A 25,751-nucleotide genomic window follows, 5' to 3' on the forward strand; every position below is an offset into this window, starting at 1 on the left:
CCCTCATTGCGCAGCGGCCAGGGTGGACGGCACCACCTGGTATTCGAGCCGGGCCCAGGTGCGCGATACCTCGCGTTGCAGCTCGAGCACCTGCAACTCGGCATCGAGCTGCGCGCGCCGGGCCGCGAAGCTGTCGGCCAGCGAGCCGGTGCCGGCGCGATAGGCGGCGTCGGCCAGTTGCACGCGCTGCGCGGCGGCCGGCAGCAGGGCCGCGCGCAGATTGGCGATGCGCTCGCGGCCGCTGCTCAGCACGGCCGAATCGTTGCGGATGTCGGCCTCGACCTGTCGTTCGGTGTCCTCGTAGCCGAGCCGCGCCTTGCTGGCCAGCTCGGCCTTCTCGGCCACGTCGCGATCCTGGCGGTCGCGGCGGTTGATCGGCAGCGGGATCGACACGCCGATCGACACCATGTTCGAGTAGGCGCCGCCGCGCTGCTGGTAGGCGATCTCCCAGGTCCAGTCGGGCTTGCGCTCGCTGGTGGCGACGGCCGTATCGGCCTCGGCCACGGCGATGTCGTCGGAGGCGGCGATCAGCGTCGGCTGCGCCAGCCGCAGTGCCTCGGGCGGCAGCGAGGACACGTAGGACTCGGGCGCGGGCGGCGCGCCGGCCACGTCGCCGACCGGGCGCGCGGTCCAGCGCGACAGCGCGATCAGCGCGCTTTGCAGCGCCTGGCGGGCGGCCAGCACCTGGTCGCGTGCCTGCGCCTGCAGGGCCTGGGCGGCCACCACGTCGGCGGCACCGCCGGATTTCGCGCCGCCGCGATAGGCGGCGCGCGTCGCCGCCAGTTCCTCGTCCATGCGCGCGGCGAGCTGCTCGCGCAGGGCCAGCGCCGCTTTGGCGTAGGCGGCGTCGAGCCAGGCCGTGGCGGTCTGTTGGCGGACCGTCGCCAGCTCCATCAGGTAGCCGGCGCGTTCGCGGCCGGTGCGCTGGTCGGCCAGCGCCGTGCGCAGCCGGCGCTTGTCGCGCGAAACCCATTGCTGCTCGATGCCGATGCGCCGCATCGTCATGAAGTCCTGGCCGATCGTGTAGCGCTGGCCGCCCGTCACGGGCAGGTTGTCGACGCCGGCCTTCAGCGTCGGGTCGGGAAGCTGGCCGGCCTTGACGGCAGCCTCGCCGCTGGCGCGCACCGAGGCCTGGGCGGCCTGCATGGCGGCCGAGCGCTCGGCCGCCGATTGCAGCGCGGCCTCGAGCGTGAAGGGCGGCGGCGCGAGGGCGGCGGCGCTGGCGGCCGGGTGGATGGCAGGGCTGGTTGCCGGATTGGCGGCCGCATCGGCGGCCGGTCCGGCGGAAGCGGGCGTCTGCGCCTGGGCGGCAGCCGCGAACAGCGCGACGGCCGCCAGGGCGGGCGCGCGCGAGAAGGCGCGCCGCATCGACGGCGCGCCGGTATGGAAGGACATGATCTAACCCCAACAGCGGAATCGCGAACGGATTCCGTGTCCCGTGGACGGGACGACACTCACCGCGCAGGCGGTGAACCGGTCATTGCGGGATCAGACGAGACGTGGAGGGCGCCACAGGCCGTTCGGGTCGCGCAACACCAGCGATTCGGTGTAGTGGAAGCGCAGCGGCTGGGTCAGCGAAGCGGGCCGGCTGAGGTCGGTCCGCAGGGGCGGGTGATAGAGGTTGCCGAACTGGCATTGCGCCGACATCTTGCAGAGATGTCCGCCGGCCTTGTGCTGGCCGGCCGGCGCCGGTTTCATGTCGTCGCATTCGGCCATCCCGGCCATGCCGTTCATGGCGCTGGCCGACATGCCCGGCATGCCGCCCATTTCCGGCATGGCGCTCGCGCCGTCCTGCCCCATCCCTGCCTGCATCATCGGGCAGGCGCCCGTCAGCCCGCTCGCCGCCAGCCCGCTCAGGGGCAGCGTCGCGCAAAGCAGCAGGATGAAAAGGGTGCGGAGCAGTCGCATGGCGCGGATTATAGCCCGGCCTTTCCGGGCCGCGCGCAGTGTCAACAAAACTTGAGAAGTGTTGCCGCGTGACGTGCCGGGTCGAGCATGTCACGTTACATCGGTGACACATCGCGCCCTCGCGGGCATGGGCGCGCGGCGCGCAAACGCATCGCGGGAAACCGCCAGAATCCCGCAGGGCCTTATCGGGACTGGCTTCGGCGCCGATCGAATGCGACGCGCTAAAGATTCGCCGGAGCTGGTACGAATTCTGCTGAAGAACCGTCATCAACGACATACGGGCCGCCGAGCGGTCCGGCAACGCCTGACGGAACGAATCATGGATACCTGCCCGAACCAATCCGACGCGCAATTCCAGGCCTTCCTGGCGAAACTGCTGACGCAGCCGCAACCGGCCGAATGGGGCGAGAAGCAACGCATCGAACTCGACATGGCGCGCGCCCTGTCGACCAGCATGCTGCGCGTGGCCGAGCACCTGCATGCGCAACCCGGCGATACCGAGAGCTGGCTCGCGCTCTATCGCTACGGCCGCGCGCTCGACTTCATCCTCGCCTCGCTGGCCGGCGGCCGCGACATCCACCCGCGCACGCTGCGCACGATCCTCAAGCTCGCGCACTTCGAGGTGGACGCCAACTACCCCGACTGAGAACCCGGCCGGGCCGGCTCGCTCAGTTGTAGCCGAGGATCGCGCTGCTCGCCACGTCCGGGCGCTCGCCGGCGTTGCTGGCGAGCGCGCAGGTCGGGTTCTGCAGCACCGCCTGGTAGGGCGTGGCGGCCTTGGCCTGCGCGAGGGCGGCGAGGCTGCCCTCGACGGCGAGGGATTCGGCTGCGTCGAGCGGCGAGTGGGCGGGCATGACGGGTCTCCTGCCTGGAAAGTCGGTTCGGGATCGGATCGATGCCGCGCTCGCTGCGTGTTATGTGGCGGCAATATGACAGGCACTATCCCAGAATCGTCCAGGCCGACCAAGCGAGTATTTTTTATTCGAGCCTTCAGTTTTTCTGATGGCGATCACAAAATGATCCCGTGAAACGAATGGCATCCGCGGGCGATTCCGCCATGCCGCCATTGCCCATCGCGCCAGTCGGCGATGGCGTTCTCAGGGATCTCACAGGCACCTCTCAAGTTCTGCCGCGCCCGACCGTCAATCAGCATGAATCGGATTGATTCAGGTCAAACTCCCAAGGTGCAACGATTGCGTGAGCGAACTTCGATGGATTTACTGACGGGTCGTCCCGGCTCGGCGCGCGGCTTTGCCCGGGCCGGCGGCGACGGACGCGAGGCGCGGGTATTGCCTGATGTTGCCGCGGGCGAGGCCGCGCGACGCTACGGCTGCGTGAACCGCGAGACAGCGGCACCACAACAATACAATCGGGGCCAGGCATGAGAGGCATTACGGGGTACAAACTGAAGCAACGGATCCGGGACCGTTTCCCGCAGCGCGGCGACGTCTTGCCGGACTGGCTGGAAGACGCCGAGGCGCGCGACCGCGTGCTCGACAAGGTGCGTGCGCTGGGGCAGGGCTTCTTCGAGATGAGCGAGCGCGATTACCGGTTCTGGTCGGATCACCTGCCGGAAGACGAGTTTGTCGAATTGATCGCGCTGATGATCAATCTGGCGCACGAGCCTGCCGCGAACGCGGCGCCGCTGCGCAACTGAGCGATGGGGAATACGGGCTGGCCGGGTGCCGGCCCGTTTTGCTTTCGGGTGTGGGTAGGTGCAGCGGCTTTTTCGACGCCGCATTCGTGAGGTTGACGCCGTGCGCGGCCTGCGCATCGGTTTTCCATTTCCGCGCTTGTGCCGCGTCACCAAGAAAAACGGGGTGGTGCGCGCGACACCCCCCCGTTCGATCCTGCCAGGTCCTGCCCGATTCCACGATTCGCTCCGGCGCGCGGCCCTACGCTCCGGCGCGTCGCGGTTTATTGGACAAGGAGTTTCGGTGAGGTCGTGACCGTGCCGCTGACCGAGCAGTTCGGCGTGAGAACCGCGTTGTTGAACGTCAGCGATGAACCGCCGTTGTTCCAGGTCGTCACGACTTGGCTCGGACCGCAGGTACCGAGAATCGAGGCGTTGACCTGGGCGTTGTTAATGGTCAACTGCGTGGCCGTATCAGCCTGGCCCGTCCACGGATTGGTGCTCGTGGCGCTGCCCTGGATCAGGCCGCATAAGGCACTGCTCGCCGGTGTGAAGGTCGTCGAAGTGATCGTGACGATACCGCTGGACGTGATCGTGCCGTTGAAGGTTGCCAGGCAGTTCGCGACGATCGTGCCCTTCGTCAGCGTGGTACCTCCGGTGGCCGAGAACGGCTCGCCGTTGGGATTCATCGGATTGCCGTCAGCGCGCGAAACCGTGACGGCGAATGCCGGCGCGGCCAGCGCCGACGAAACAGCCAGAGCAACGACAAGGGAAGCCACTTTTCGAATAGTCATGATGCGTGCCTCAATTGACGAACGGCGGCGAACCGCCATGGGTGAGCGGACGTCGGGCGGCGTACCGCCCGCGTTCCGCGGGTAACCGCTTGCGTCCGCGCGGACGCGCCCGGTCGAAACAGTCCAGCATGGCCGGCAACGGAGCCTCGATGCCCGTTGCCGGATGGCGGCGCATCGTTTGATCGATGCATGATGTGACGCGCCGCCCGGTACGCCGCGCGCCACCCGCGCTGACGTCCCCCTCGCTTCTCTCAGGATTCCATATCGGTAGGCATCCTACCGATTCGGCCATCGGCCAGATCGGCGGCAGGAGTGCTGCCGCCGATCCGTACCGATTACTGCGCCTGCTGCTGCGAATACCTCGAATGCCGCGACTACCGTCTTACTGCACGAACGCGCCGACCGTGAAGAACGGGTTGAACTGGCTGTCGTTCACCACCATCGCGTAGACCTCGCCGACCTTGATCGCCCAGCCGGTGGCACCCTGCTTGAAGATCGCCACGTTGCCGGCGGTGTTGGTCGCGTTGAAGTCCTGCAGCGCGGTGACCTTCACCAGGCCCGGTGTGGCCTGCGTGTAGTCGAGCGAGAAGGTGCTCGAGGCCAGCGAGGTCAGCGGGTTGACGAAGGCGGCCGTGGCGCCGCTGAACAGCGTGGACGTGTAGTTCGTGCCGTAGGTCGAGACCGCGGTGCCATCCAGGCAGTTACCGGCCGATGGATCGAAGTTGCCGTTGGCATAAACACCCGGCAGGTTCGGATGCGGTTTGCTGGCGTCGAAGCCCGGCGAGCTCGCGGCCGGCGAAGTCGACGGACCATTGTTGGCCACGATCCCGCAGGCCGATGCACTGGTCGCGCCGATGAAGCCGCCGGTCAGCGAGTTCGCGGCGAGCGGCGTGGCCGGCGCGAGCGCCGAGATGCCGATTTCCGCGTCGGCGACCGTGTCGAGCAGATCACCCGGCGGCGTCGAGGCGTAACCGACCCGGATCACGATCGGGATCAGCGCGCCGCGCAGCTTGCCGACGATCATGATCCCCTGCGCCTGGCTCGGCGCGAGCAGCACGATCGGCTGGCCCTGGCCGGCGCTGGTATAGGCCGTACCCGCCGAGGTCGGCTTGCTGACGAACACGTTGTCGGCGGAGCCGTCGGTGTTGGTGCGCAGCGTCCACGGCGTACCGGTCGTATGGCACGAGTAGTCGCTGCCGGCCGTGATCGAGCAGGAGCCGTCCGCGTTCAGCGTTTCGTTCCAGTTGATCACGTCCGGCTGCCAGCCTTGCGGCTGCGCCGTCTGGTAGCCCGTGCCGGTCGGCGACAGGTGGATGCCCAGTTCGTTGTAGTTGCCCGCCACCTTGGTGAAGTCGGTTTCGGTATCGGTGAAGCCGATGTACGGGAAGAAATCGAAGCTGCGCGAGGGCACCGTGCCGAGCGTGAAACCAGGCGCGAGCTCGATGCCCGGGAAGGCGATGGTCGCGCCGGGGATCCCGCCGCCCACCACGCCGTTGCCGACGAACAGCGTGGGCGCGTCGGCCGGATTGACGGTGATCGAATACGAGCCGTCGGCGGAGGCGCCGTTGTCGAGCACGAAGGCGCACTGGTTCTGCGCGGCGGTCGGCAGGTTGGTGGCGCGATGGAAGGTGCCGGTGATGGTCTGGCCGGCGCGCGTGTTGTTGATCTGCCCGGCGCTGACCGGCACCGAGGACAGGATGAAGCTCATTTGATAGGTCAGCTTGGTGGTATCGAAGCTGACCTTGACGTATTCGCCGCTGCCCGAGCCGCCGGTATAGACGGTCGAGTAGTCGAGCGTGCTGGGGCAGAGTGCGTTGGGTGTGCTCGGCTGGGTGGTCGAGCCGCTTGCCGGGCAACTGCTGCCCGAGCATTGCGGGACCTGGATCGCGGCCGGTGGATCGCCGCCATCGCCGCCGCCACATCCGGCGAAGAACGGCATCGCGAGCGCGAAACAGGACAGCAGCGCCATGCGCGGCTTGGTGTTACGGAACATACCCCCTCCTTGTTGGTGATTCCCGGCGTCTCGACGTCGATCGGGGCGCGGGCCTTGGCTGGCCCGTCGGATGCGGCGGTTCGATCGACGATGTTCGGGCGCGCGGCCGGCACCACCAGGGCACCGGCCGCGACGTCCGGAATTACGAATGCGTGAAGCGGATGCGGGTTGCGCGGCTCGTGGCGACGCATCCGTGAAAATGCGGATAGGAATGCCGTATCGGCGAAGGGACGAACGTGATGCGCCTCGTGCGCGCCGCTCGTTCCGGCGGGAATGACGGGCGACTGTCGCCCGATTGGCCCCTTGTATGCGTGCGTAGCATCGATGTCTCCGTCGGTACGCGCTGCGTGTTATTTGCTGAAACTTGTTTCGCGAAACTATGATGCGTAGCGTCTTTCAAGTAAATGGACAGCGAATTCCAAACGGCCAGGCGGCAATGGATCCCATTGCGGGAAGGGTTTGCGGCGAAATTTAAACAGGCCGGGAGATGCGCCGAAAGGGCGCTTCAGGCAGGGCGAAGGAGGGGATCGTTGCGAATCGCGCCGGACATCGTTTCATTGGCGGCGAATCGATCGATTATTGTGCAGCGAAGCAAAACGAAATCGGATCGCGCGAATGCTCGAATCGGCGAATGCGTGGTGCAATGCCACGCGAGCCGTCGCGAGGCTGGAGTCCGGCGGGGGTTTGATGTCAAAATCGCTGCACCGCCGGATCGGCGTCAGCGCGGCACGAGATCGCGCTCCATTGCCTGCCGGCGTGAAAGGGCTCTCACACTAGGTGGATATCGCATGCAAGGATTCATCGAAACCGCAGTCGGCCGCGCGAGCGAATCGCGCGCGACGCGTCTCGCGCAAGATTGGCGCCCTGACTTTTCACGGATTCGCGGCCATGTGGCCTTCGCCATCGCCGACCAGATCGAGGAGGCGATTCGCGGCGGGCTGTTCCGCCCCGGCGATCGCCTGCCGAGCCAGCAGGCCATCGCCGATTCGCTGGGTTTTCATCCGAACACCGTGTATGCCGCGTTTCGCGAAGTCGCGCGGCGCGGCTTGATCAAGGGCTTCGCCGGACGCGGCACCCTGGTACTCGACTACGCGTTGAGCTGAGCCCGGCGCCACGTATCGAGGTGGCATCGGCGATGCCGCAAATCGCGGTTCGTCGCATGCCGGAGTCTCGCCGCCATGGTCAGGCAAATTCGACCGCTCGCGATTCTCGCATCCGTCATTTTTCCCGTTTCGCTTTCCTTGCCGAGCCGCCGCGCATGACGCGGCGAACCTCACCGGCTTCCTTACCGTCCTTGCGTTTTCCTCGTCGCGCATCGCGACGCCTGTCGCTTTCGATTGCCGCCGCCTGATGGCCGGCGGCGCTGCCGTTCGCGCCATATCCGCGTAAACGCCTATGTTTGCTTGCAAAAGCAAATATATACTTCGACACATGTTTGCGTTTGCAAATAAATTTCGGGCGAGCCGAACCGGCGGTGCCCGTCACGATCACGCCCGAACGCCGCCGCGCGCGGCCACTGCATGCCGATCACGATGAGCACCACTTCACCGCAGCACCTCGCCCCGGAGCCGACGCTGGACATCCCGGCCCTGATCGACGCGAGCCCGATCGGCCGCTTCCAGCTCGGGGTGTTCGTGCTGGCCGGCGCGGCGATGATCATCGACGGTTTCGACGTGCAGTCGATGGGTTTCGTCGCGCCGGAGCTGGTGCGCGACTGGGGCATCGCGCGTGTCGCGCTCGGCTCGGTGTTCTCGGCGAGCCTGGTGGGCATGCTGCTCGGCTCGCTGGCGCTGAGCGTGCTGGCCGACCGGATCGGCCGGCGCCCGGTGCTGGTGGCCTCGATGCTGTTCGCCGGGCTCTGCATGCTGGGCACCGCGCATGCACGGACGCTCGCGCAACTGCTCGCGCTGCGTGCGCTGAGCGGCGCCGGGGTGGGCGCGATCATGGGCAATGCGATGGCGCTGGTCAGCGAATACTGCCCGGCGCGCCGGCGTGCCTCGACGATGATGCTGGTGTCCTGCGGCTTCACGGCCGGCGCCGTGTGCGGCGGACTGATCGCGGGTTGGCTGATCCCGTTGGCGGGTTGGCGCGCCGTGTTCCTGTCGGGTGGCCTGGTATCGCTCGCGATCGGCCTGCTGATGGCCGCGATGCTGCCCGAGTCGGTGCAGTTCCTGGTGCTGCGCGGCGCGCGCCGCGAACGCATCGCGCGCCTGGTGAGGCGCATCGTGCCGCACCAGCCGGCCGCGCGGCTCGCCGAGGCGCATTACCAGGTTCGCGGCGCGAAGCCGGCCGGCGCGCCGGTGGCCGAGCTGTTCCGTGCCGGTCGCGCCCGCGCCACGCTGCTGCTCTGGGGCCTCAACTTCGCCAACCTGCTGAACCTGTTCTTCCTCTCGAACTGGCTGCCGACCATCGTCAGCGACCTGGGCCAGCCGCGCGCGGTGGCGATCGCGATCGGCACCTTGCTGCAGGTGGGCGGCACGCTAGGCACGATCGGCATGGGCCTGCTGATCGACCGCGCCGGTTATTTCCGCGTGCTGGTGCCGGGCTTCGTCGCGGCGGCGCTGGCGATCCTGCTGATCGGCCAGCCGGGCCTGCCGCTGCCGGCCCTGTTCGCGGTGGTGCTGCTCGGCGGCATCTGCATCGTCGGCGGCCAGCCGGCCATCAATGCGCTGACCGCCTCGGTCTATCCCACCCGCATCCGCGCCACCGGCATCGGCTGGGGCCTCGGCATCGGCCGCGCGGGCTCGATCGTCGGGCCGGTGGCGGCGGGGCAGCTGGTTGCGCTGGGTGGCTCGGCGCACACGATGTTCGTGGCCTCGGCGCTGATCGCGCTGGCCTCCTGCGCGATGACGCTCGTCCTGGCGCGGCGGCGCGACGGGCCGGGCGACGCCGAAGCTCGGGACGCGGCATCGGCCGACGGCGCGCGCGAGGCCGCCGTCGAGCACTGATGGCACCGAGATGAATTTCCCCTATCCCGCATCCGCTCGTCTGCACGACTGAGCGATGTACCGAACCGCGAGCCCGTGCCTTGGACGGGCCTCGCCCCGACTGCCTGACACTGGAGATTGGCATGACGTTCAGCAATGTGAAGAAGATCGCGCTCGAGGAGCATTTCGCCATCGCCGAGACCATCGAGGATTCGGCCGGCTTCGTGCCGCCCGACGACTGGGTGGAGCTGCGCGGCCGCCTGCTCGACATCCAGGAGCGGCGCCTCGCCGAGATGGATCGCGCCGGCATCGAGCTGATGGTGCTGTCGCTGAACGCGCCGGCCGTGCAGGCGATCCGCGATCCGCGCCAGGCCGTCGAGCTGGCACGCCGCGCCAACGACTACCTGGCCGAGCAGGTGGCGCGCCGCCCCGATCGCTTCCGCGCCTTCGCGGCCCTGCCGATGCAGGCGCCCGAGCAGGCCATCCGCGAGGCCGAGCGCTGCGTGCGCGAGCTCGGTTTCGTCGGCGCGCTGGTCAATGGCTTCAGCGAGGCCGAGGACGGTGCCGAGCTCTATTACGACCTGCCGCGCTATCGTCCGTTCTGGGCCGCGCTGGAAGCGCTCGAGGTGCCGTTCTACCTGCATCCGCGCAATCCGCTGGCGGGCCGCGCGCCGATCTACGACGGTCACCCATGGCTGATGGGGCCGACCTGGGCCTTCGGGCAGGAAACGGCAGTGCATGCGCTGCGCCTGATGGGCTCGGGCCTGTTCGACGCGCATCCGCGCCTGCAGATCATCCTCGGGCACATGGGCGAGGGCCTGCCCTACAGCATGTGGCGCGTCGACAATCGCAACGCCTGGGTGTCGGCCAAGCCGAACTACCCGGCCGAGAAGCGGATCGCCGAGTATTTCCGCAACAACTTCTGGCTCACCACCTCGGGCAATTTCCGCACCCAGACGCTGATCGACGCGATGCTCGAGATCGGTTCGGACCGCATCCTGTTCTCGGCCGACTGGCCCTTCGAGAACATGGATCACGCGGCCGACTGGTTCGACCATGCCTCGATCAGCGAGAACGATCGCATCAAGATCGGCCGCGGCAATGCCGAGCGGCTGCTGAAGCTCGGCCGTTGAGCCGGATGCGCGCCACCTTGACTGGATCGAAGCGATGAATCCGATTCCCTACGCGGCCGTCAACACCTGCCTGCCGTTCACCTACGAGGCGCTGCCGGCCCGGGTGCATTTCGGGCATGGCACGCGCGCCCAGCTCGGCGAGGCGGTCGAGCGGCTCGGCATCTCGCGAGCCTTGCTGCTGTATGGGCCGCCGCATGCCGAGGTGGCCGAGGAACTGGCCGGGCTGCTCGGCGCACGCGATGCCGCGCGTTTCGACGGCGCGCGCATGCACACGCCGGTGGCGGTGACGGCCGAGGCGCTCGCGCTGGTCGAGGCGCGCCAGATCGACGGGCTGATCGCGATCGGCGGCGGCTCGACCACCGGTCTCGCGAAGGCGCTCGCCCTGCGCACCGACCTGCCGCAGATCATCCTGCCGACCACCTACGCGGGCTCGGAGATGACGCCGATCCTCGGCGAGACCGAGAACGGCATCAAGACCACCCGGCGCAGCCCGCGCATCCTGCCGGAATGCGTGATCTACGACGTCGACCTGACGCTGGGCCTGGGCGTCGAGATGTCGGGGATGAGCGGCATGAACGCGATCGCGCATGCGGTGGAGGCGCTCTACGCGCGCGACGCGAACCCGGTGATCCATGCGCTCGCGCTGGACAGCGTGCGAGCCCTGGCCAGGGCGCTGCCGGCGATCCATGCCGACCCGGCCAACCGCGCCGCGCGCGCCGACGCGCTCTACGGCGCCTGGCTGGCCGGCGTCTGCCTGGGCTCGGTCGGCATGGCGCTGCACCACAAGCTCTGCCATGTGCTGGGCGGCAGCTTCGACCTGCCGCATGCGCAGACGCATGCGCTGGTGCTGCCGCACGCGCTCGCCTACAACGCGCCGGCCGTCCCGGACGTGATGGCGCGCCTCGCGGCGGCGCTCGAGGTGGACGATGCCTGCCTGGCGCTGCATGATCTGAACCTGGCGATCGGCGCGCCGCGCGGCCTGGGCGCGATCGGCATGCCGGAGGCCGGCATCGCGCGCGCGGTCGAACTGGCGCTCGCCAATCCCTACTGGAACCCGCGGCCGCCCGAGGCGGCCGGGCTGCGGAGCCTGCTGGAACGTGCCTGGCAGGGCGCGGCGCCGGCTGTCGCGGCCTGAAGCAAGGAACACGCACCATGAGCGACACCCCACAACGAAGCTATCCGCTGTTTTCCGAACAGGACTCGGCCGAGATCGTCAACGCGCGGATCGGGCCCGACGTGGCGCCGCGCACCGCGCAGATGGCCGCCGCGATCGTGCGCCACCTGCATGCGGCCGTGAAGGAGATCGAGCCGACCCACGAGGAGTGGTACGCGGCGATCCGCTTCCTGACCGAAACCGGCCAGATGTGCAGCGACTGGCGCCAGGAGTTCATCCTGTTGTCGGACGTGCTCGGCGTGTCGATGCTGGTCGACGCGATCAATCACCGGCGGCCCGGCAACGCCACCGAGAACACCATCCTCGGCCCGTTCTTCGTGGAAGGCCTGCCGGTGCTGCCGGCTGGCAGCAACCTCTGCCTGGACGGCAAGGGCGAGCCGCTGGTGGTGACCGGCAGCGTGAGCGATACCGAGGGCCGGCCGGTGGCGGGCGCCACCATCGACGTCTGGCAGACCAACGACGACGGCTACTACGACGTACAGCAGAAGGGCCTGCAGCCCGAGGGCAACCTGCGCGGCAAGTTCGAGAGCGACGCCGGGGGCGGCTTCTGGTTCCGCAGCGTGCGCCCGCGCGACTACCCGATTCCCGACGACGGCCCGGTCGGCAAGCTGCTGGCCACGCTGGGCCGCCATCCGAATCGCGCCGCGCATATCCATTTCATGATCCAGGCGCCCGGCTTCGAGACGGTGATCACGCACATCTTCTCGCCGGATTGCCCCTACCTCGCCGAGGACACGGTGTTCGGCGTGAAGCAGAGCCTGGTTGGCGAGTTCGAGCGCGTCGACGATGCCGGCGCCGCGGCCGCCTACGGGTTCTCGGGCCCGTTCTGGAAAACCGATCGGCCCTTCGTGCTCAAGCGCGAGGAAGGCTGAGCCCCGGCGACGGGCGCCTGCCGCCCGTCATCCCACCACCAAGACCAAGGAGACCGCCACCCACCTGGTAGCCGCAGCAGCACGATCGTGACGATAAAGAGAACTAATTATTATGAAATTGGAGACGATAGGTCATGAAGCATTGCATTCTGGGCGGCCTGGCCGCGCTGGGAGCTGTCTGCGCGCACGCGCAGAGCAGCGTGACGCTGTACGGGATCATCGACGCGGGGGTGTCCTACGCGAACGACGTGCAGACCGCGAGGCCGGGCGGGCGCCCAACCGGGGCCGGCCAGGTGTCGTTCCAGGACGGCTTGACGGCGGGCTTGTCGGGTAGCCGCTGGGGCTTTCGCGGCAGCGAGGACCTGGGCGGCGGCCTGAAGACGATCTTCACGCTGGAGAACGGCTTCACGGTCAACAACGGCGCGCTCACGCAAGGCGGCGCGGAATTCGGGCGGCAGGCCTTCGTCGGCCTGGCCTCGACGCGGTTGGGCACGCTGACCTTCGGGCGCCAGTACGACACGCTGCTCGACTCGATCCAGCGTTTCTCGGCGCCGTCCTGGGCCGGCTGGATGGCCTCGCACGTCGGCGACATCGACGACCTCGGGCTGCTGTACCGCATCAACAATGCCGTCAAGTACGTCACGCCGGTGTTCGGCGGGCTGCGCGTGAGCGGGCTCTACAGCTTCGGCGGCGTGCCCGGCGCGGGCGGGCAGAACCAGGTCTGGTCGCTCGGCGCGAGCTACGAGCATGGCGGCTTCGGCTTCGGCGCGGGCTACCTCAACGCGCGCAATCCGAACGTGTCGTTCTACGGCAATACCCCGAACAAGGGGCTCGCCACGGTCAACAACATCGGCTCGGCCGGCTCGGCGACCACGCCCGAATCGTTTCCCGCCTTCGCCGGTTATGCCTCGGCCAATACGCTGGAGATCATGGGGCTGGGCGGCAGCTACAGCTTCGGGCGCACCACCGTGGGCGGCGTGCTGACCCGCACCCGCTTCGATTCGCTGGGCTCGGCCTCGGGCCCGAATCCGCTCGGTTATACCGGCAACGCGGTGTTCACCAGCGCCGAGCTCGGCGTGCGCACGCTGATCACGCCGGCCCTGCAGACCGGCATCGCCTTCGACTACACGCGACGCAATTCGGTCGACGGCGACGGCGGCGCGCGCTACCTGCAGCTCGACGCGGTGGCCGACTACGCGTTCTCGACGCGCACCGACGTCTACCTGCTGGCGATCCTGCAGCGCGCCAGCGGCCGCGATTCGCTCGGCCAGCCGGCGGTGGCCACCATCGGCGGCTTCTCGCCCTCGGCCACCGACAAGCAGGTGGTGGTGCGCGTGGGCTTGCGGCAACGCTTCTGAGGAAGTGTCATGAGGCACGCGATCCGGGCCCGAATCGCGTGCATTTGTTTGCAATTGCAAGTGTTGCAATTGCTATGTAAGATGCCTCGCATCGATGAGAACAGGCAAGGAGTGGACTGATGCAACAGGATAGGGAACAGGGCGCCGCGGCGCCGATCGAGGCGCGGCACTGGATCGACGGCGAGTGGCTGGGCTCGGCGCGCGTGGGCGACAGCGTCGACCCGGCCACCGGCCGCATCATCGGCCGCTATCACGATGGCGGCGCCGAGGAGGCCGAGCTGGCCATCGCGGCGGCCGCGCGCGCCTTCGAGGACGACAGCTGGACCGCCGATCCGCAGCGCCGCGCGGTGGCGCTGATGCGCCTGGCCGATGCCTACGAGGCGCGCCGCGAGGAGGTGGTGGCCACGCTCTGCCGCGAGAACGGCAAGCTGCGCCACGAGGCCGGTTTCGAGGCGGGGCTGATCCTGCGCGGGCTGCGTTTCGCGGCCGGCCTCGCGCTGCAGAACTTCGGGCGCGTGATGGACCCGCGCCCCGGCTTCCAGGGCATGAGCATCGTGCAGCCGATCGGCGTGGCCGGCTTGATCATCCCCTGGAATTCGCCGGCCTACCTGTCGATCCGCGCGCTCGCGCCGGCGCTGGCGGCCGGCTGCACGGCGGCGATCAAGATGCCGATGCAGGCCGCGCAGACCGCGGCGCTGATGAGCGAGATCCTCGCCTCGGTGCCGGACCTGCCCAGGGGCGCGGTCAATCTCTTCATCGAGTCGGGCGCGGCCGGCGCGAAGCGCCTGGTGGATTCGCCGCTGGTGAAGACGGTCAGCTTCACCGGCAGCACCGGCACGGGCCGCGCGATCGCGCTGGCCGCCGCCGCGCAGCTCAAGCGGGTCGGCCTCGAACTGGGCGGGAAGACGCCGCACCTGGTGTTCGACGATGCCGATCTCGATGCGCTGCTGCCGGTGCTGGAGAAGTCCTCGACGGTGTTCGCCGGGCAGTTCTGCATGTGCGGCAGCCGGATCCTGGTGCAGCGCGGCATCGCCGAGCGCGTGCGCGAGGGGCTGGCGGCGCGGCTGCGCGCGGTCCGGCCGGGCCCGGCCGCCGATCCCGCCAGCGACATGGGGCCCTTGATCGACCGTGCCTCGCTGGGCCGCATCGACGCGATGGTGGAGGCCGCGCTGGCGGCCGGCGCGAAGGCGATCGTGCGCGGCGGGATCGTCACCGAGGCGCCGCTCGCCGAGGGCAATTTCTATCGGCCCGCGCTGCTCGAGATCGACGATCCCGCGCTGGCGATCGCGCAGCAGGAAGTGTTCGGCCCGGTGCAGACCCTGCAGGTGTTCGATACCGAGGCGGAGGCGATCGCGTTGGCCAACCACAGCGAATACGGCCTGAGCGCCTGCGTGTGGAGTCGCGACGTGGACCGGCCGGTGCGCGTGTCGCGGCGGCTCGAGGCCGGCTTCGTGTCGATCAACGGCTGGGCCAACATCGCCGTCGAGTTCGAGGAGGGCGGCTACAAGTCGAGCGGGCTGGGACGGCTGGGCGGCGTGGCTTCGCTCGAGGATTTCATCGAGCGCAAGCAGATCACGCAGACCTACGCGGTCTAGCGTATCGGCCCGGCGCGCGGCAAGGCGCGGCGCGCCGGACGAGAGGCAGGGCGAGCGCGACCGGGCTCGCCCTGCGCGCGAGCAAGCGCGTGGCTCAGCGGCGCGTCTTGCGCGCCGCCGCCGCGCGCGATCGGGCCGGCGCGGGTTCCGGTTCGACCCGCGGCGCCGTCGCCTCGTCGCTGTGCAGGTTCGCGAAGATGTGGTCCATCAGCAGCTTCAACTGCTTGAGCTGGGCGCTGTCGAGCCCGGCCGTGGCCAGCTTCTCGTAATGGATCGCGCGCGGGATCCAGCGCTCGACCAGCGCGCGCCCGGCAGCGGTCAGCGAGATGCAGACGGTGCGGCCGTCGTCGCTGAGGCGTTTGCGGGTCACGTGACGCATCGTGATCATCTTGCCGACCAGCCGCGAGAGCGTCGACAGCTCGCTCGACACCATCTCGGCGAGATCGATCAGGCGCTGGTCCTCCTGCTCGCGCAGGGCGGCCATCACGCGGTACATCGGCAGGGTCAGGCCGACCTCGCGCAGCTCGGCGGAGAACAGTTGCTCCATGCGAACCCCGACCTTGGCGAGCAGGTAGGGGAAGGCTTCGGTGAATCGGTAGTGATCGAGATCGGGCATGTCGGCGAGCCTGGCGTGCGGGGATGAAGGGCGTCGGCAAGGCATCCGCCCATCTGTTTGCAAAATCAATTATTGCGCGTGGCGATTATATAGGAGGCGAAAACATGGCTCAACTTCACGGCAATGGCAACGGCAGCGGCGATGCCGGGCCGGCGGCGCGTTATCCGCGCGGTGCGCGGCGGTTCCACTGGCTGATGGCGGCCATCATCGTGACGGTCTGGTGCATCGGCTTCGGCTCGGCGCACCTGCGCGGGGATGCGCCGCGCGGGGGCACGCCGCTGCTGGTGCACAAGGCGATCGCCTCGACCGTGCTGTTCCTGGTGGCGGCGCGCATCGTCTATCGCATCTGGCGACGGCGCGCCTACCCGGCGCTGCCCGCGAGCATCTCGCCGCCGATGCGGCGGCTCGCCGGCGGCGTGCACCTGCTGCTCTATGCCGGCGCGATGATCGCCACGCCGCTGTCGGGCTGGATCTGGAGTTCGGTGGCGGGGCACCCGGTGCCCCTGCTCGGCATCGTCAACCTGCCGCCGCTGGTTCCCGTCGACAAGGCCAGCTACGACCTCTGGATGTGGATCCACCGCGCCTTCGCCTGGAGCGCCGGCGCGGTGATCGCGCTGCATGTGCTGGCCGCGCTCAAGCATCATTTTGTCGATCGTGACGGCATCCTGCTGAGGATGCTGCCGGGGCGGGACGCACCGGCGGCGGCGCCGAGCGGGCCGCTGCGCGATACGGCCTGAAGGCGCGCACAATCCCGCCGGCTACCTGCCGTCGCGCGAGTTGTTCATGCGGGTGGCCGAGTTCGCGCGCCGCCACGGGCCGATCCTGTTCAGTGACGAGGTCGATCGCGGCCTCGTGTTCGACGAGGACGAGCGGTTGCCGGCTGCCTGCGACGTCCACGAGCGGGCGGTGTCGCTCGGCTACCTGTCGAAGTCGCACGGGCTGGTCGGCTTGCGGCTGGGCTGCCGAGCTGCTGCCCATCGTCGATGCCCGGCTGGGCGGCGCCGGCTGAGCCTGCGTCCCGGCGCGGGGGCGCCGCGTGCGAATCCCGCGCCGCTGGCGCGAAACGACGGAGCCCACGCCGCGCGCGAAGCACGCGGCTCTTGTATCATGGGCGCCGCCGTCCGGCGGCGTCGAGCGCAGGCCCAGCCTGCCATCGGGATCGGACCATGCGTGCCGCATGTCGATCCGGGTCTCGCGCCGGCTCGCGGACTTCCGTCCATCCACTCCCAGCCCCGATCCCATGGATATCACCACCCACCGAACCGCCAACGACATCGCGATCACGCTGCGCCGTCCCGATGCCGCCGGCGCGCTGCCCGTCATCGTGCTCTGCCACGGCTTCTGCGGCATCCAGGAACTGCTGCTGCCGCGCTTCGCCGAAGCCTTCGTGGCGGCCGGTTACGCGGCCGTCACCTTCGACTATCGCGGTTTCGGCGCGAGCGGCGGCGAGCAGGGCCGCCTGGTGCCGGCCATGCAGATCGAGGACATCGCCACCGTGCTCGAATTCGTCAAGGCGCTGCCCGGCATCGACGCGGCGCGCATCGGCCTGTGGGGCACCTCGCTGGGCGGCGGCCACGTGCTGGCGGCGGCCGCGGCCGATCCCGCCGTCAAGGCGGTGGTGAGCCAGCTGAGCTTCGCCGACGGCGAGCAGGTGGTCACACGCAGCATGAGCGAGGAGGAGAAGCAGGCCTTCGTCTCGACGCTGGAGCGCATGCGCGAGAAGAAGGCGGCCACCGGCCGCGAGATGTTCGTCGCGATCACCAAGGTGCTGACCGACGAGCAGTCGAAGGCCTTCGTGGTGGAGGCGCGCGCGCGTCATCCGGAGATGGACATCAAGATCCCGTTCCTGACCGTGCACGAGATGCTGAACTACAAGCCGGCCGAGGCCGCGGCGCGCGTGGCGTGCCCGGTGCTGGTGGTGGTGGCGGGCGAGGACGGCGTGAACCCGCCGGAGCAGGGCACCGCGCTCCACGAGGCGGTGGGCGCGAGCGTCAAGGAGCTGTTCGTCGAGGCCGGCGCCGGCCACTACGACATGTACGACGGCCAGCACTTCGAGCACAGCATCGCGAAGCAGTTGGCCTGGTTCGGCGCGCACGTCTGAACGCGCGCGCTTGAAGACATGAGGCGGCGCCTGGGCGCCGCCTGAAGCGAGGTGGGGCACCGAGGGCGCGACACGGCAAGTGCGTGCGCCCCCGGTGCCCCGTTTGCCTGATGAGCGGCCAGGACCGGCGGCCCCGGCCGAGCCCGCTCAGTAGACGAAGTGCCCCTGCACGTAGACGGTGCGCGGCGCGCCGACCATGCGGCCCGCGTTGCCGTCGACGTTGCGCGTGTAGTAGCGCGCGTCGCCGACGTTGTTGATGCCGGCGGTCAGCGTGCTGCCCTTCATCTTCGGGATCTTCCAGTCGGCCTGCAGGTTCCAGACGCGGAAGCCCGGCACGCGGCCGACGCTGCCGTCCGCCGATTCGGCCACCGTGTTCGCGGTATCCGAATACTGCGCGCTCTGGTGCGTGCTCGAGACGTTGAAGGTCCAGGCGCCGGTCTTGTAGCGCGCGCCGATGGTATCGGTGAAGCGCGAGTAGAACGGCACGTCGCGGCCGGCGAACTGGCCCGACTCCTGCACCGCCTTGGTGTAGGTGAAGTTGATGTAGGCGTCCAGGCCGCGCAGCGGGCCGTCGTCGGCGAACTCGTAGTCGAAGGCGGTTTCCACGCCCTGGTGATGGGTCGCGCCGATGTTCTGGAAGGTGGCCGGCACCACGCCCACGATCTGCTGGATCTGGTTGTCGAAGCGCATGTTGAAGGCGCTCACCTCGGCGTGGATCTGCCGGCTGGTCCAGCGCGCGCCCACCTCGAAGGTCTTGGCGGTTTCCGGCTGCAGCGGGTTGGTGGCCGACTGCGAGTTGAGCTGGGTGTTCTGCACCGGGCCGAACGAGGTGCTGTAGTCGGTAAACAGCGTCAGCGCCGGCGTCAGCAGGTAGGACAGGCTCACCGCCGGCAGCGGCTTGTTGTTCTTCGAGCCGAAGCTCTGGTTCAAGATGTCGTCGCGGCGCACCGACTCGATGTGCTCGTAGCGGATCCCCGGCGTCAGGCGCCAGCGGCCGAAGGCGATCTTGTCGTCGATATAGACGGCATGCGCGTCGGTCGAGTTGTCGAAGCGCGTCGGGCTGGTCAGGATGCCGGTCAGGATCGACTGGTTGAAGCTGTTGTCGGTGCCGCGCTCGCGAATGTAGCGATAGCCGACCGTCACGTCATGGGTGGTCGGCCCGAGCGAGAAGCGCTGGGTGAAGCGCGGCTCGATGCCGTACACCGAGTAGGTGCGAGGCTGGTCCTGCAACTGCGTGCGCGCCGCGTTGATCAGCGAGCTGGTGCGGTAGCTGTCGTTGTAGAAGGTGCGGATCTCGAATTCCTGGTTCGCCGAGATGGTGTTCAGGTAGCCGACGTCGAAACCCTTGCGGTCGCCGTACCAGAAGTCGGTCGGCCGGGTGTTCTGGAACGGGTCGGCATTGAACTGCGCCACCGTCAGGCCGCCCGGCGTATGCGATTTGACGTCGTAGTAGGAGAACTTGCCGTACAGCTCGGAGCTCGGCGTGAGCTCGTAGCGCCACTTCAACTGCAGGTCGTTGACGCTTTCGTCGCTGCCCACGCGCCAGTCGCGGCCGGCCATGCCCGAGTAGAGCAGGGCCACGCCCAGGCCATTGTCCATCTGGGTGCCGAGGAAGGTGCTGTACTGGGTGCTCGCGCCGCCGTGCGTGTAGATGTTCTCGCGCATCGTGGCGTCTGCGGTCAGGCCCGGCTGGCTGGGGATGTCGCGGGTGCGGAAGTTGATCACGCCGCCCACGTTCTGCGGGCCGTAGCGCACCGAGCCGCCGCTGCGCACCACGTCGATCGACTGGATGTTGCCCAGGCTGATCGGTGCGAACGACATCTGTGGCTGCCCATAGGGGGCGAAGGCCAGCGGAATGCCGTCGAGCAGGATGGTCGAGCGCGGCGCGTAGCGACCGGTCAGTCCGCGCACGCCGATGTTCAGCGAGATCGCGCTGCCGGCCGAACCCGAGTTGTCGGTGGCCTGCACGCCCGGCACGCGGCGCAGCACGTCGGCGATGCTCGACGCGCCGCTGTCCTCGATCGCCTGGTGGTTGACCACGGTGCGCGCGCCCGCGAAGGTCTTCACGCTGTTCTGCAGGCCGCTGCCGAGCCAGTCGCCCGACACGTTGATGGTGTCGAGCACGGTGGTGTTCTGCGGCTCCTTCGGTTTCGGATCGGATTCCTGGGCGAATGCCGGCTCCGCGATCGACAGGCACGCGAGCGCGGCGAGCGCCGCGCAGCGGGTCAGGCGGGTGGTTTCGGTGAAATGGCGGCCAGTCCTTGCCATGATGCGATGTGTCCTGTTGTCGTGTGTCGAGATGGGTTGCCGCCGGATTCGCGGGTAGCGAACATGCCGGAAGTACGCACCGGATGCCGGGCTTATCGGCAAACGATGGGCGGAATTAGAATGAGAATCATGTTTATTTGTAAGCGGTTTGCTGCGTGTCCGACATGCTCGTGCGAGGGCTTCCGTAAGGGAAATGGCCGCGCCGGAACGGAGCGACACACGGGAAACAGCTAGGGGAATTGCGGTTCGGCGCTAGGCGTCGGCGGCGACGAGGGTGACGTCGCGCGCGCTTCGGGCTGAAGGTCGATGCGCTGGCTCACGCTGGCCGACACCCGGGCGGGCGTTGCGGGGCAAGCGTTTTCCGGCTGGCGGCACCTGGCTGTCGTGATCTCGACGAACTGGCTTGGCGCTCCCGGGACGGTCCGTGGACCGTGGTGGAAATCGAGGCTCCGGCACTATGCCATTGTTAATTTTTCGTTATATGAGTAATTTTGATGAAATCCATCTACTGGATGGATGAATCGTCCAATCGAGTGAAAACGATGCGTTTCGTTGTGCTCGCATCGATCTTTCAGACGATAGCGGGCCGGCGCGAATCGACCTCGGGCGCCTCGCCCGCTCAGGCGAAACGGGCCGCGATGTGCGCCGGGATGTTCTCCGGCGTGATCACCACCAGGGACGAACACGGCGCGATCGCGCCGGCCGGCAGCAGGCGATGGAAGTGCATCAGGTGCTGGCAGGCGGCGCGCAGGTCCTGGCGCAGGTCGTGGTGCAGCACCGCGTGCAGGCGTCCCTCGCGCAGCAGGCGGATATTGTCGCGATCGAGGTCGTGGCCGACGAAGCAGACCGGCGCCAGGCGCCGCGCCTCCAGCGCCGCGACGATCGCCGCATTGCCGCCGCCCATCGAATAGACCGCCACGATCTCGCGCCGCCTGCCGAGCGCGGCGCGCACGCGCTCGCCGGTGGCCGCGTCCAGCCCGTGGCCGCCGCTCGCGTCGATCAGGCCCAGCTTCGGGTAGCGGCTGCGCAGCGCGCGCCGGAAGCTGATCTCGCGTTCCTCCTCGCCGCGAAACCGCTCGTCGCTCAGGGTCACCAGCACCTTGCCGGAGCGCTCGCCCAGCCACTGCCCGATCAGCCAGGCCGCCGTCGCGCCGGCCACGCGGTTGTCGGGCCCCGCATAAGCCAGGCGCGCCGAGCCCGGCAGGTCGGTGAAGATCGTCACCACCGGGATGCCCTGCGCATGCAGCGCGGCGATCGCCTCGGCGATGGCGGGTTCGTCGCGCGCCTTGAGCAGCACGCCGTGGCTGCCGCGCTTGCCGATCGCGCGCAGCGCCTCCACCACCTCGGCGGTGCCGAGCGTCTCGCGCATCAGCAGGCGCGGGCGGAACACGGCCGGATGCAGGCCCGGCAGCTCGGCATCGAGCGCCGCGCCGATCTCGTCGGCGAAGCGCGCGGGCGCCTCCACCAGCACGTCGACGATCAGCTTGCGGCCGGCCGCATCGAGCTGCCGCGCCTGCTTCTCCAGTTCGCGGATCGCCTGCTCGACACGTCGCCGCGTGTGGTCGCGCACATGCGCCCGGCCGTTCAGCACGCGATCGACGGTGGCCGCGCCGACGCCGGCCTGCAGGGCGATTTCCTTGACCAGGAACTTGTGGGCCATGATTTCGGCGATCCGGATTTGAGGTGTTCTTGATGGATCGATGATAGTTCGAATCGATCGTGCATCGCTATACTCGTTTCGCATCACGATGCCTGCACGACAGGCGGGAGACGAAGCGATGACGAGCCGGGCGCAAGCGCAAGTATTCGACAGGATTCCGAATGGAGATGCCGAGCCGGAACCGAACTGGTTCAGCGAGGCGGGCTGCTCGCTCGAGGCCTTCGTCGCCGAACTCGGGCGCGGCGAGCGCGAGCATGGAAGGCCGGCGCGCGCCGGCGAGCTGCTGAGGCAGGTGCCGATCTACGATTGCCGCGACCTGCGCGGCGTGTGGCGCGATCGCGAGGCGCTGATGGCCTGGCAGGCCGAATGGGCCGAGGTGTTGCTGCACGGCGCGGGCGTGCTGGTGCTGGCCCATGCCTACGAGGACACGGCGCCGGTCGACGCCGCCACCGAGGTGTTCGAGGCGATCATCCACGCCGAGCGCGAGCAGGGCGGCGGCGGGGCCGATCACTTCGCGCGGGCCGGCGCGAACGACCGGATCTGGAACGCGCAGGAAAAGCTGTGCCGGCAGGCGCCCGAGGTGTTCGCGGCGTATTTCGCCAATCCCGCGCTGCGTGCGATCGCCGAGGCCTGGCTCGGGCCGGCCTACCAGATGACCTCGCAGGTCAACGTGGTGCGGCCCGGCGGCGCCGCGCAGCAGGCGCATCGTGATTACCACCTCGGTTTCCAGAGCGCCGAACAGGCCGCGCGCTACCCGGCGCACGTGCATCGCATGTCGGCCCTGCTGACGCTGCAGGGCGCGGTGGCGCATGGCGCGATGCCGGTCGAGAGCGGGCCGACCAAGCTGCTGCCGTATTCGCAGCGTTATGCGCCTGGTTATGTCGCCTGGCGGCGGGCCGATTTCCGTGCCTATTTCGAGGCCCATTGTGTGCAGTTGCCGCTGCGCAAGGGCGATGCGCTGTTCTTCAACCCCGCGCTGTTCCATGCCGCCGGCGAGAATCGCACGGCCGACGTGCAGCGCATGGCGAACCTGCTGCAGGTGTCTTCCGCCTACGGCCGCGCGATGGAGACGCTCGACCGGCGCGCGATGTGCGAGCGGCTCTACCCGGTGCTGCACGCCTGGCGCGCCTCGGGGCGGCTGGACGAGGCGCAGGCCGAGGCCGTGATCGCATCGAGTGCCGAGGGTTATCCGTTCCCCACCCGGCTCGATCGCGATCCGCCGCTGGGCGGCCTCGCGCCGGCCAGCCAGCAGCAGTTGCTGCGGCAGGCGCTGGCGGAGGACTGGACCGAGCAGGCGCTATCGGCGGCGCTGGCCGAACACGCCTGGCGCCGCGAAGCGTCCTGAAGCGCGGCGCTCAGGAGGCCGGCGTGGCGGGATTGACGGCCGATGCCGGCGCCTGGGCGGCGCTCGGCGCGGTGCCGCCGTGCGCCGTGCCCGAATGGAAGGACTCGAGTTCCGAGGACAGGCGCTGCGCGCGCGTGCCGTTCGGGTTGTAGTACTCCTCGACCGTCTTCACCCAGCGATTGACCGAGGGCACGTACCAGACCGCCTTGTAGAGGCGGCCGGTGGTGGTGACGGCCTTCTGCCCGCCGGCATGCGCGATCGCGGTGACGCCGTTGTTGTCGTGCACCACCGTGCTGCCGGCGACTTGCGTCGGCGCGAGGTCGGCCGTCCACTGGCCTTCGCCCTCGATCTTGATCGCATCGAAATGGCCGGCCGGCACGTCGATCGCCTCGTGGCCCACCACCCGCATCCTGGTGTCGTAGGTGCGCGAGCTCAGGCGCGCGTTCGGCTGCTGCTCGGTGAACTTGACCTCCCACTGCTTGCCGGTGCCGAGCGGGAACGCCAGCGGCCGGCTGACCACCTGCTCGGTGCCGTTGACATTGCGCGCGCGGCTCCAGTCGAGGCCCGAGATCGATTCGATCGGAGCCTGGGGGGAGTTCGCCGTCTTGGTCTCGACATAGATGTGATCGGCGGTGGTGCGCAGCGCGACGATGCTGTCGTGCGACTGGCGCCAGCCGTTCGGCCCGGTCTCTGCCGTGTTGATGTAGGTCCAGGTGTCGCCGGGCGTGATGGTCGGCGCGGGGATGCCGTCGGCGCGGCAGATCATCGGCGTGGCCAGCAGCGCCAGCATCCAGCTAGTCTTGATTTTCATGGGGAGGGATTCCCGGGTTGGTCTCGCCGCGATTCTAGTGGGCCGAGCTTTCGCTTGGCCTGCGATCGAGAGGCCCGGGAAGGGCCGGCGAAACGGCCTGCGAAACGGCCTGCGAAACGGCCCGCCGTTTCGTGTCAGCCGCGTGACATCGAGGGGCCGGCGCGGGATGGCGCTCGCCTGCTTCGAGACGATGCGTTCGCGGTGCCGCGCGCGTGGCGACGGAGCGATTCACACGCGCCGCGGCACGGCGCGGCAGGCCGCGCGCCGCTCCCTCAAGCCGAGATCCGGTGCCGCAGTTCCTGGTAGCTGCGCAGCCCGGCCAGGCCCAGTTCGCGGCCGATCCCGCTGAGCCCCAGCCCGCCCCAGCAAACCTGCGGGAAGATCAGCTGCGGGGTGTTGATCCACACCAGGCCCGCGCGCAGCGCCTGCGTATAGCGCCGCGCCGCGTCCGCATCGCGCGTGACGACCGTGGCCACCAGCCCATAGGCGGTGTCGTTGGCCAGCGCGATGGCTTGCTCGTCGTCGCGGAACGACTTCACGCAGGCCACCGGGCCGAACACTTCCTCGGTCCACAGCGGATTGTCGAGCGCGGGTTCGTCGATCACCACCGGCGCGCGGAAGAAGCCGTCGCCGCAAGCGGGATCGAGCCGGCCCTCGAAGGCGATCGCGGCGCCGGCGGCCAGCCCGGCCTCGAGCGCGGCGTTCACGCGCGCGCGATGCGCGGCCGAGATCAGCGGGCCCATCGCCACCTCGCTCAATTGCGGCGGCCCGACCACCAGCTCGCGCACCGCCGATTCGAAGGCGGCCATGAAGGCGCCATGCAGCGTGTGATGCACCAGGATGCGCGCGGTGGCCGAGCACATCTGCCCGGCATTGGTGAAGGCGCCGCCCACCGCGAGCGAGACCGCTAGCGCGAGGTCGGCATCCTCGCGCACCACCAGCGCCGACTTGCCGCCCAGCTCCAGCGTGAGGCGCGTCATCCGCTCGGCGGCCGCGCGCATCACGTGCCGACCGGCGGCGGTGCTGCCGGTGAAGGAAATCTTGTCGATGCGCGGATGCGAGCTCAGCAGCGCGCCCACCTCGGCGCCGCCGTTCACCACGTTGACGGCGCCGGCCGGCACGCCGGCCGCGTGCACGTGGGCGATCAGGCGATGCTCGACGGGCGAGCTCAGCTCCGAGGGCTTGAGCACCACGGTGCAGCCGGCGGCCAGCGCCGGCGCGAGCTTCCAGGCGGTGGTCACCATCGGGAAGTTCCACGGCACGATCAGCGCGGCCACGCCCACCGGCTGGTAGTCGCGCTCGGCCGCGATTTCGGCGCCGGGGATCGCGATCGATTCGGGAGAAAACAGCGTGGCCTGCTCGCAGAGTTCGGCGTAATAGCGGAAGGTCGCGGCCGCGTCGCCGACGTCGATGTCGGCCTCGACCGGCGGCTTGCCGCTGATCTCGCGTTGCAGCGCGGCCAGCGCTTCGCGGTCCGCCTCGATGCGATCGGCGATGGCGTGCAGCAGCCGGCCGCGCTCGGCGCTGGCCGTCGCGCGCCAGGCCGGCAGCGCGGCGCGGGCC

General features: G+C 69.0%; 23 protein-coding genes and 1 pseudogene. 13 read left to right on the top strand and 11 right to left on the bottom strand.

Going from position 1 to position 25,751, the window contains the following annotated elements:
* Nucleotides 1–3: 3 nt before the first annotated feature.
* Both F3J10_RS12885 and F3J10_RS12890 read right to left on the bottom strand, forming a co-directional pair.
* Nucleotides 4–1,395, bottom strand: coding sequence for a TolC family protein (locus F3J10_RS12885; RefSeq protein WP_205200277.1), 1,392 nt, complete (start codon nt 1,393–1,395; stop codon nt 4–6).
* 93 nt (nt 1,396–1,488) lie between these two features.
* Nucleotides 1,489–1,908: a hypothetical protein gene (locus F3J10_RS12890; RefSeq protein ID WP_167242254.1), complete on the bottom strand. Its 420-nt coding sequence runs from the start codon at nt 1,906–1,908 to the stop codon at nt 1,489–1,491.
* 319 nt (nt 1,909–2,227) lie between these two features.
* On the opposite strand from F3J10_RS12890, the gene F3J10_RS12895 reads away from it, so the two are divergent.
* The gene (locus F3J10_RS12895; protein ID WP_167242255.1) at nt 2,228–2,554 is read left to right on the top strand and encodes a DNA-binding protein; all 327 of its coding nucleotides are present in this window, start codon (nt 2,228–2,230) and stop codon (nt 2,552–2,554) included.
* Between the two features lie 22 nt (nt 2,555–2,576).
* On the opposite strand, the gene F3J10_RS12900 is transcribed toward F3J10_RS12895, so the two are convergent.
* Nucleotides 2,577–2,762 (bottom strand): hypothetical protein, encoded by a 186-nt coding sequence (locus F3J10_RS12900; RefSeq protein ID WP_046580956.1) that lies wholly within the window; start codon nt 2,760–2,762, stop codon nt 2,577–2,579.
* 527 nt (nt 2,763–3,289) lie between these two features.
* On the opposite strand from F3J10_RS12900, the gene F3J10_RS12905 reads away from it, so the two are divergent.
* Nucleotides 3,290–3,565: a hypothetical protein gene (locus F3J10_RS12905; RefSeq protein WP_167242256.1), complete on the top strand. Its 276-nt coding sequence runs from the start codon at nt 3,290–3,292 to the stop codon at nt 3,563–3,565.
* Nucleotides 3,566–3,825: 260 nt separating this feature from the next.
* On the opposite strand, the gene F3J10_RS12910 is transcribed toward F3J10_RS12905, so the two are convergent.
* Together F3J10_RS12910 and F3J10_RS12915 are read right to left on the bottom strand one after the other, a co-directional pair.
* Nucleotides 3,826–4,335 (bottom strand): hypothetical protein, encoded by a 510-nt coding sequence (locus tag F3J10_RS12910; protein ID WP_166913429.1) that lies wholly within the window; start codon nt 4,333–4,335, stop codon nt 3,826–3,828.
* 382 nt (nt 4,336–4,717) lie between these two features.
* Entirely contained in the window at nt 4,718–6,328 is a 1,611-nt protein-coding gene (locus F3J10_RS12915; protein ID WP_167242257.1) for a DUF2957 domain-containing protein, read from the bottom strand.
* Between the two features lie 530 nt (nt 6,329–6,858).
* Between F3J10_RS12915 and F3J10_RS36270 the strand changes: the two genes are divergently transcribed.
* A complete protein-coding gene (locus F3J10_RS36270; RefSeq protein WP_240155556.1) occupies nt 6,859–7,431 on the top strand; it encodes a winged helix-turn-helix domain-containing protein in 573 nt (190 codons plus the stop codon).
* A gap of 115 nt (nt 7,432–7,546) precedes the next feature.
* Here F3J10_RS36270 and F3J10_RS12925 read toward each other — a convergent pair whose 3' ends face one another.
* Nucleotides 7,547–7,813, bottom strand: a complete 267-nt coding sequence (locus F3J10_RS12925) for a hypothetical protein (protein ID WP_152554342.1) — start codon at nt 7,811–7,813, stop codon at nt 7,547–7,549.
* A gap of 47 nt (nt 7,814–7,860) precedes the next feature.
* Here F3J10_RS12925 and F3J10_RS12930 point away from each other — a divergent pair, with 47 nt between their 5' ends.
* The 6 genes from F3J10_RS12930 (at nt 7,861) to F3J10_RS12955 (ending at nt 15,387) form a co-directional block, all read left to right on the top strand.
* Nucleotides 7,861–9,276 (top strand): MFS transporter, encoded by a 1,416-nt coding sequence (locus F3J10_RS12930; protein WP_240154575.1) that lies wholly within the window; start codon nt 7,861–7,863, stop codon nt 9,274–9,276.
* Nucleotides 9,277–9,398: 122 nt separating this feature from the next.
* Nucleotides 9,399–10,388, top strand: a complete 990-nt coding sequence (locus tag F3J10_RS12935) for an amidohydrolase family protein (RefSeq protein WP_167242258.1) — start codon at nt 9,399–9,401, stop codon at nt 10,386–10,388.
* A 34-nt stretch (nt 10,389–10,422) separates the two neighbouring features.
* Nucleotides 10,423–11,523 carry a maleylacetate reductase gene (locus F3J10_RS12940; protein WP_051598237.1) on the top strand — a complete coding sequence of 367 codons (1,101 nt, stop codon included), beginning with the start codon at nt 10,423–10,425 and terminating at the stop codon, nt 11,521–11,523.
* Between the two features lie 17 nt (nt 11,524–11,540).
* The gene (locus F3J10_RS12945) at nt 11,541–12,434 is read left to right on the top strand and encodes an intradiol ring-cleavage dioxygenase (RefSeq protein WP_025097928.1); all 894 of its coding nucleotides are present in this window, start codon (nt 11,541–11,543) and stop codon (nt 12,432–12,434) included.
* A 134-nt stretch (nt 12,435–12,568) separates the two neighbouring features.
* Nucleotides 12,569–13,792: a porin gene (locus F3J10_RS12950; RefSeq protein WP_166913424.1), complete on the top strand. Its 1,224-nt coding sequence runs from the start codon at nt 12,569–12,571 to the stop codon at nt 13,790–13,792.
* A gap of 119 nt (nt 13,793–13,911) precedes the next feature.
* Entirely contained in the window at nt 13,912–15,387 is a 1,476-nt protein-coding gene (locus F3J10_RS12955) for an aldehyde dehydrogenase family protein (protein WP_167242259.1), read from the top strand.
* Between the two features lie 94 nt (nt 15,388–15,481).
* On the opposite strand, the gene F3J10_RS12960 is transcribed toward F3J10_RS12955, so the two are convergent.
* Entirely contained in the window at nt 15,482–16,003 is a 522-nt protein-coding gene (locus F3J10_RS12960) for a MarR family transcriptional regulator (protein WP_167232665.1), read from the bottom strand.
* A gap of 104 nt (nt 16,004–16,107) precedes the next feature.
* On the opposite strand from F3J10_RS12960, the gene F3J10_RS12965 reads away from it, so the two are divergent.
* From F3J10_RS12965 to F3J10_RS12975, 3 genes and pseudogenes are all read left to right on the top strand, one after another.
* Nucleotides 16,108–16,740, top strand: coding sequence for a cytochrome b (locus F3J10_RS12965; RefSeq protein ID WP_205195456.1), 633 nt, complete (start codon nt 16,108–16,110; stop codon nt 16,738–16,740).
* A gap of 46 nt (nt 16,741–16,786) precedes the next feature.
* A pseudogene (locus F3J10_RS36275) lies at nt 16,787–16,915 on the top strand (hypothetical protein); the annotation flags it as partial.
* A 328-nt stretch (nt 16,916–17,243) separates the two neighbouring features.
* Nucleotides 17,244–18,104: an alpha/beta fold hydrolase gene (locus F3J10_RS12975; protein WP_017919244.1), complete on the top strand. Its 861-nt coding sequence runs from the start codon at nt 17,244–17,246 to the stop codon at nt 18,102–18,104.
* Nucleotides 18,105–18,251: 147 nt separating this feature from the next.
* Here F3J10_RS12975 and F3J10_RS12980 read toward each other — a convergent pair whose 3' ends face one another.
* On the bottom strand, nt 18,252–20,372 hold the full coding sequence (locus F3J10_RS12980) for a TonB-dependent siderophore receptor (protein WP_025097934.1): 2,121 nt from the start codon (nt 20,370–20,372) through the stop codon (nt 18,252–18,254).
* A 619-nt stretch (nt 20,373–20,991) separates the two neighbouring features.
* A complete protein-coding gene (locus F3J10_RS12985) occupies nt 20,992–22,032 on the bottom strand; it encodes a LacI family DNA-binding transcriptional regulator (protein ID WP_017919242.1) in 1,041 nt (346 codons plus the stop codon).
* A gap of 118 nt (nt 22,033–22,150) precedes the next feature.
* Here F3J10_RS12985 and F3J10_RS12990 point away from each other — a divergent pair, with 118 nt between their 5' ends.
* Nucleotides 22,151–23,377, top strand: coding sequence for a phytanoyl-CoA dioxygenase family protein (locus F3J10_RS12990; RefSeq protein WP_167242260.1), 1,227 nt, complete (start codon nt 22,151–22,153; stop codon nt 23,375–23,377).
* 10 nt (nt 23,378–23,387) lie between these two features.
* On the opposite strand, the gene F3J10_RS12995 is transcribed toward F3J10_RS12990, so the two are convergent.
* Together F3J10_RS12995 and F3J10_RS13000 are read right to left on the bottom strand one after the other, a co-directional pair.
* Nucleotides 23,388–24,188, bottom strand: a complete 801-nt coding sequence (locus F3J10_RS12995) for a hypothetical protein (protein ID WP_166913419.1) — start codon at nt 24,186–24,188, stop codon at nt 23,388–23,390.
* Nucleotides 24,189–24,460: 272 nt separating this feature from the next.
* Nucleotides 24,461–25,751, bottom strand: a 1,291-nt coding sequence (locus F3J10_RS13000; protein ID WP_167242261.1) for an aldehyde dehydrogenase family protein, incomplete at its 5' end; no start/stop codon positions are given.

The sequence above is a fragment of the Burkholderia sp. Cy-637 genome (assembly GCF_011753175.1).
In the GTDB taxonomy this organism is placed as follows: Bacteria; Pseudomonadota; Gammaproteobacteria; order Burkholderiales; family Burkholderiaceae; genus Burkholderia; species Burkholderia gladioli.

Coding starts and splice junctions, on each gene's coding strand:
- F3J10_RS12885 (WP_205200277.1), bottom strand. CDS start 1,395: ATGTCCTTCCATACCGGCGCGCCGTCGATGCGGCGCGCCTTCTCGCGC.
- F3J10_RS12890 (WP_167242254.1), bottom strand. CDS start 1,908: ATGCGACTGCTCCGCACCCTTTTCATCCTGCTGCTTTGCGCGACGCTG.
- F3J10_RS12895 (WP_167242255.1), top strand. CDS start 2,228: ATGGATACCTGCCCGAACCAATCCGACGCGCAATTCCAGGCCTTCCTG.
- F3J10_RS12900 (WP_046580956.1), bottom strand. CDS start 2,762: ATGCCCGCCCACTCGCCGCTCGACGCAGCCGAATCCCTCGCCGTCGAG.
- F3J10_RS12905 (WP_167242256.1), top strand. CDS start 3,290: ATGAGAGGCATTACGGGGTACAAACTGAAGCAACGGATCCGGGACCGT.
- F3J10_RS12910 (WP_166913429.1), bottom strand. CDS start 4,335: ATGACTATTCGAAAAGTGGCTTCCCTTGTCGTTGCTCTGGCTGTTTCG.
- F3J10_RS12915 (WP_167242257.1), bottom strand. CDS start 6,328: ATGTTCCGTAACACCAAGCCGCGCATGGCGCTGCTGTCCTGTTTCGCG.
- F3J10_RS12930 (WP_240154575.1), top strand. CDS start 7,861: ATGAGCACCACTTCACCGCAGCACCTCGCCCCGGAGCCGACGCTGGAC.
- F3J10_RS12935 (WP_167242258.1), top strand. CDS start 9,399: ATGACGTTCAGCAATGTGAAGAAGATCGCGCTCGAGGAGCATTTCGCC.
- F3J10_RS12940 (WP_051598237.1), top strand. CDS start 10,423: ATGAATCCGATTCCCTACGCGGCCGTCAACACCTGCCTGCCGTTCACC.
- F3J10_RS12945 (WP_025097928.1), top strand. CDS start 11,541: ATGAGCGACACCCCACAACGAAGCTATCCGCTGTTTTCCGAACAGGAC.
- F3J10_RS12950 (WP_166913424.1), top strand. CDS start 12,569: ATGAAGCATTGCATTCTGGGCGGCCTGGCCGCGCTGGGAGCTGTCTGC.
- F3J10_RS12955 (WP_167242259.1), top strand. CDS start 13,912: ATGCAACAGGATAGGGAACAGGGCGCCGCGGCGCCGATCGAGGCGCGG.
- F3J10_RS12960 (WP_167232665.1), bottom strand. CDS start 16,003: ATGCCCGATCTCGATCACTACCGATTCACCGAAGCCTTCCCCTACCTG.
- F3J10_RS12965 (WP_205195456.1), top strand. CDS start 16,108: ATGGCTCAACTTCACGGCAATGGCAACGGCAGCGGCGATGCCGGGCCG.
- F3J10_RS12975 (WP_017919244.1), top strand. CDS start 17,244: ATGGATATCACCACCCACCGAACCGCCAACGACATCGCGATCACGCTG.
- F3J10_RS12980 (WP_025097934.1), bottom strand. CDS start 20,372: ATGGCAAGGACTGGCCGCCATTTCACCGAAACCACCCGCCTGACCCGC.
- F3J10_RS12985 (WP_017919242.1), bottom strand. CDS start 22,032: ATGGCCCACAAGTTCCTGGTCAAGGAAATCGCCCTGCAGGCCGGCGTC.
- F3J10_RS12990 (WP_167242260.1), top strand. CDS start 22,151: ATGACGAGCCGGGCGCAAGCGCAAGTATTCGACAGGATTCCGAATGGA.
- F3J10_RS12995 (WP_166913419.1), bottom strand. CDS start 24,188: ATGAAAATCAAGACTAGCTGGATGCTGGCGCTGCTGGCCACGCCGATG.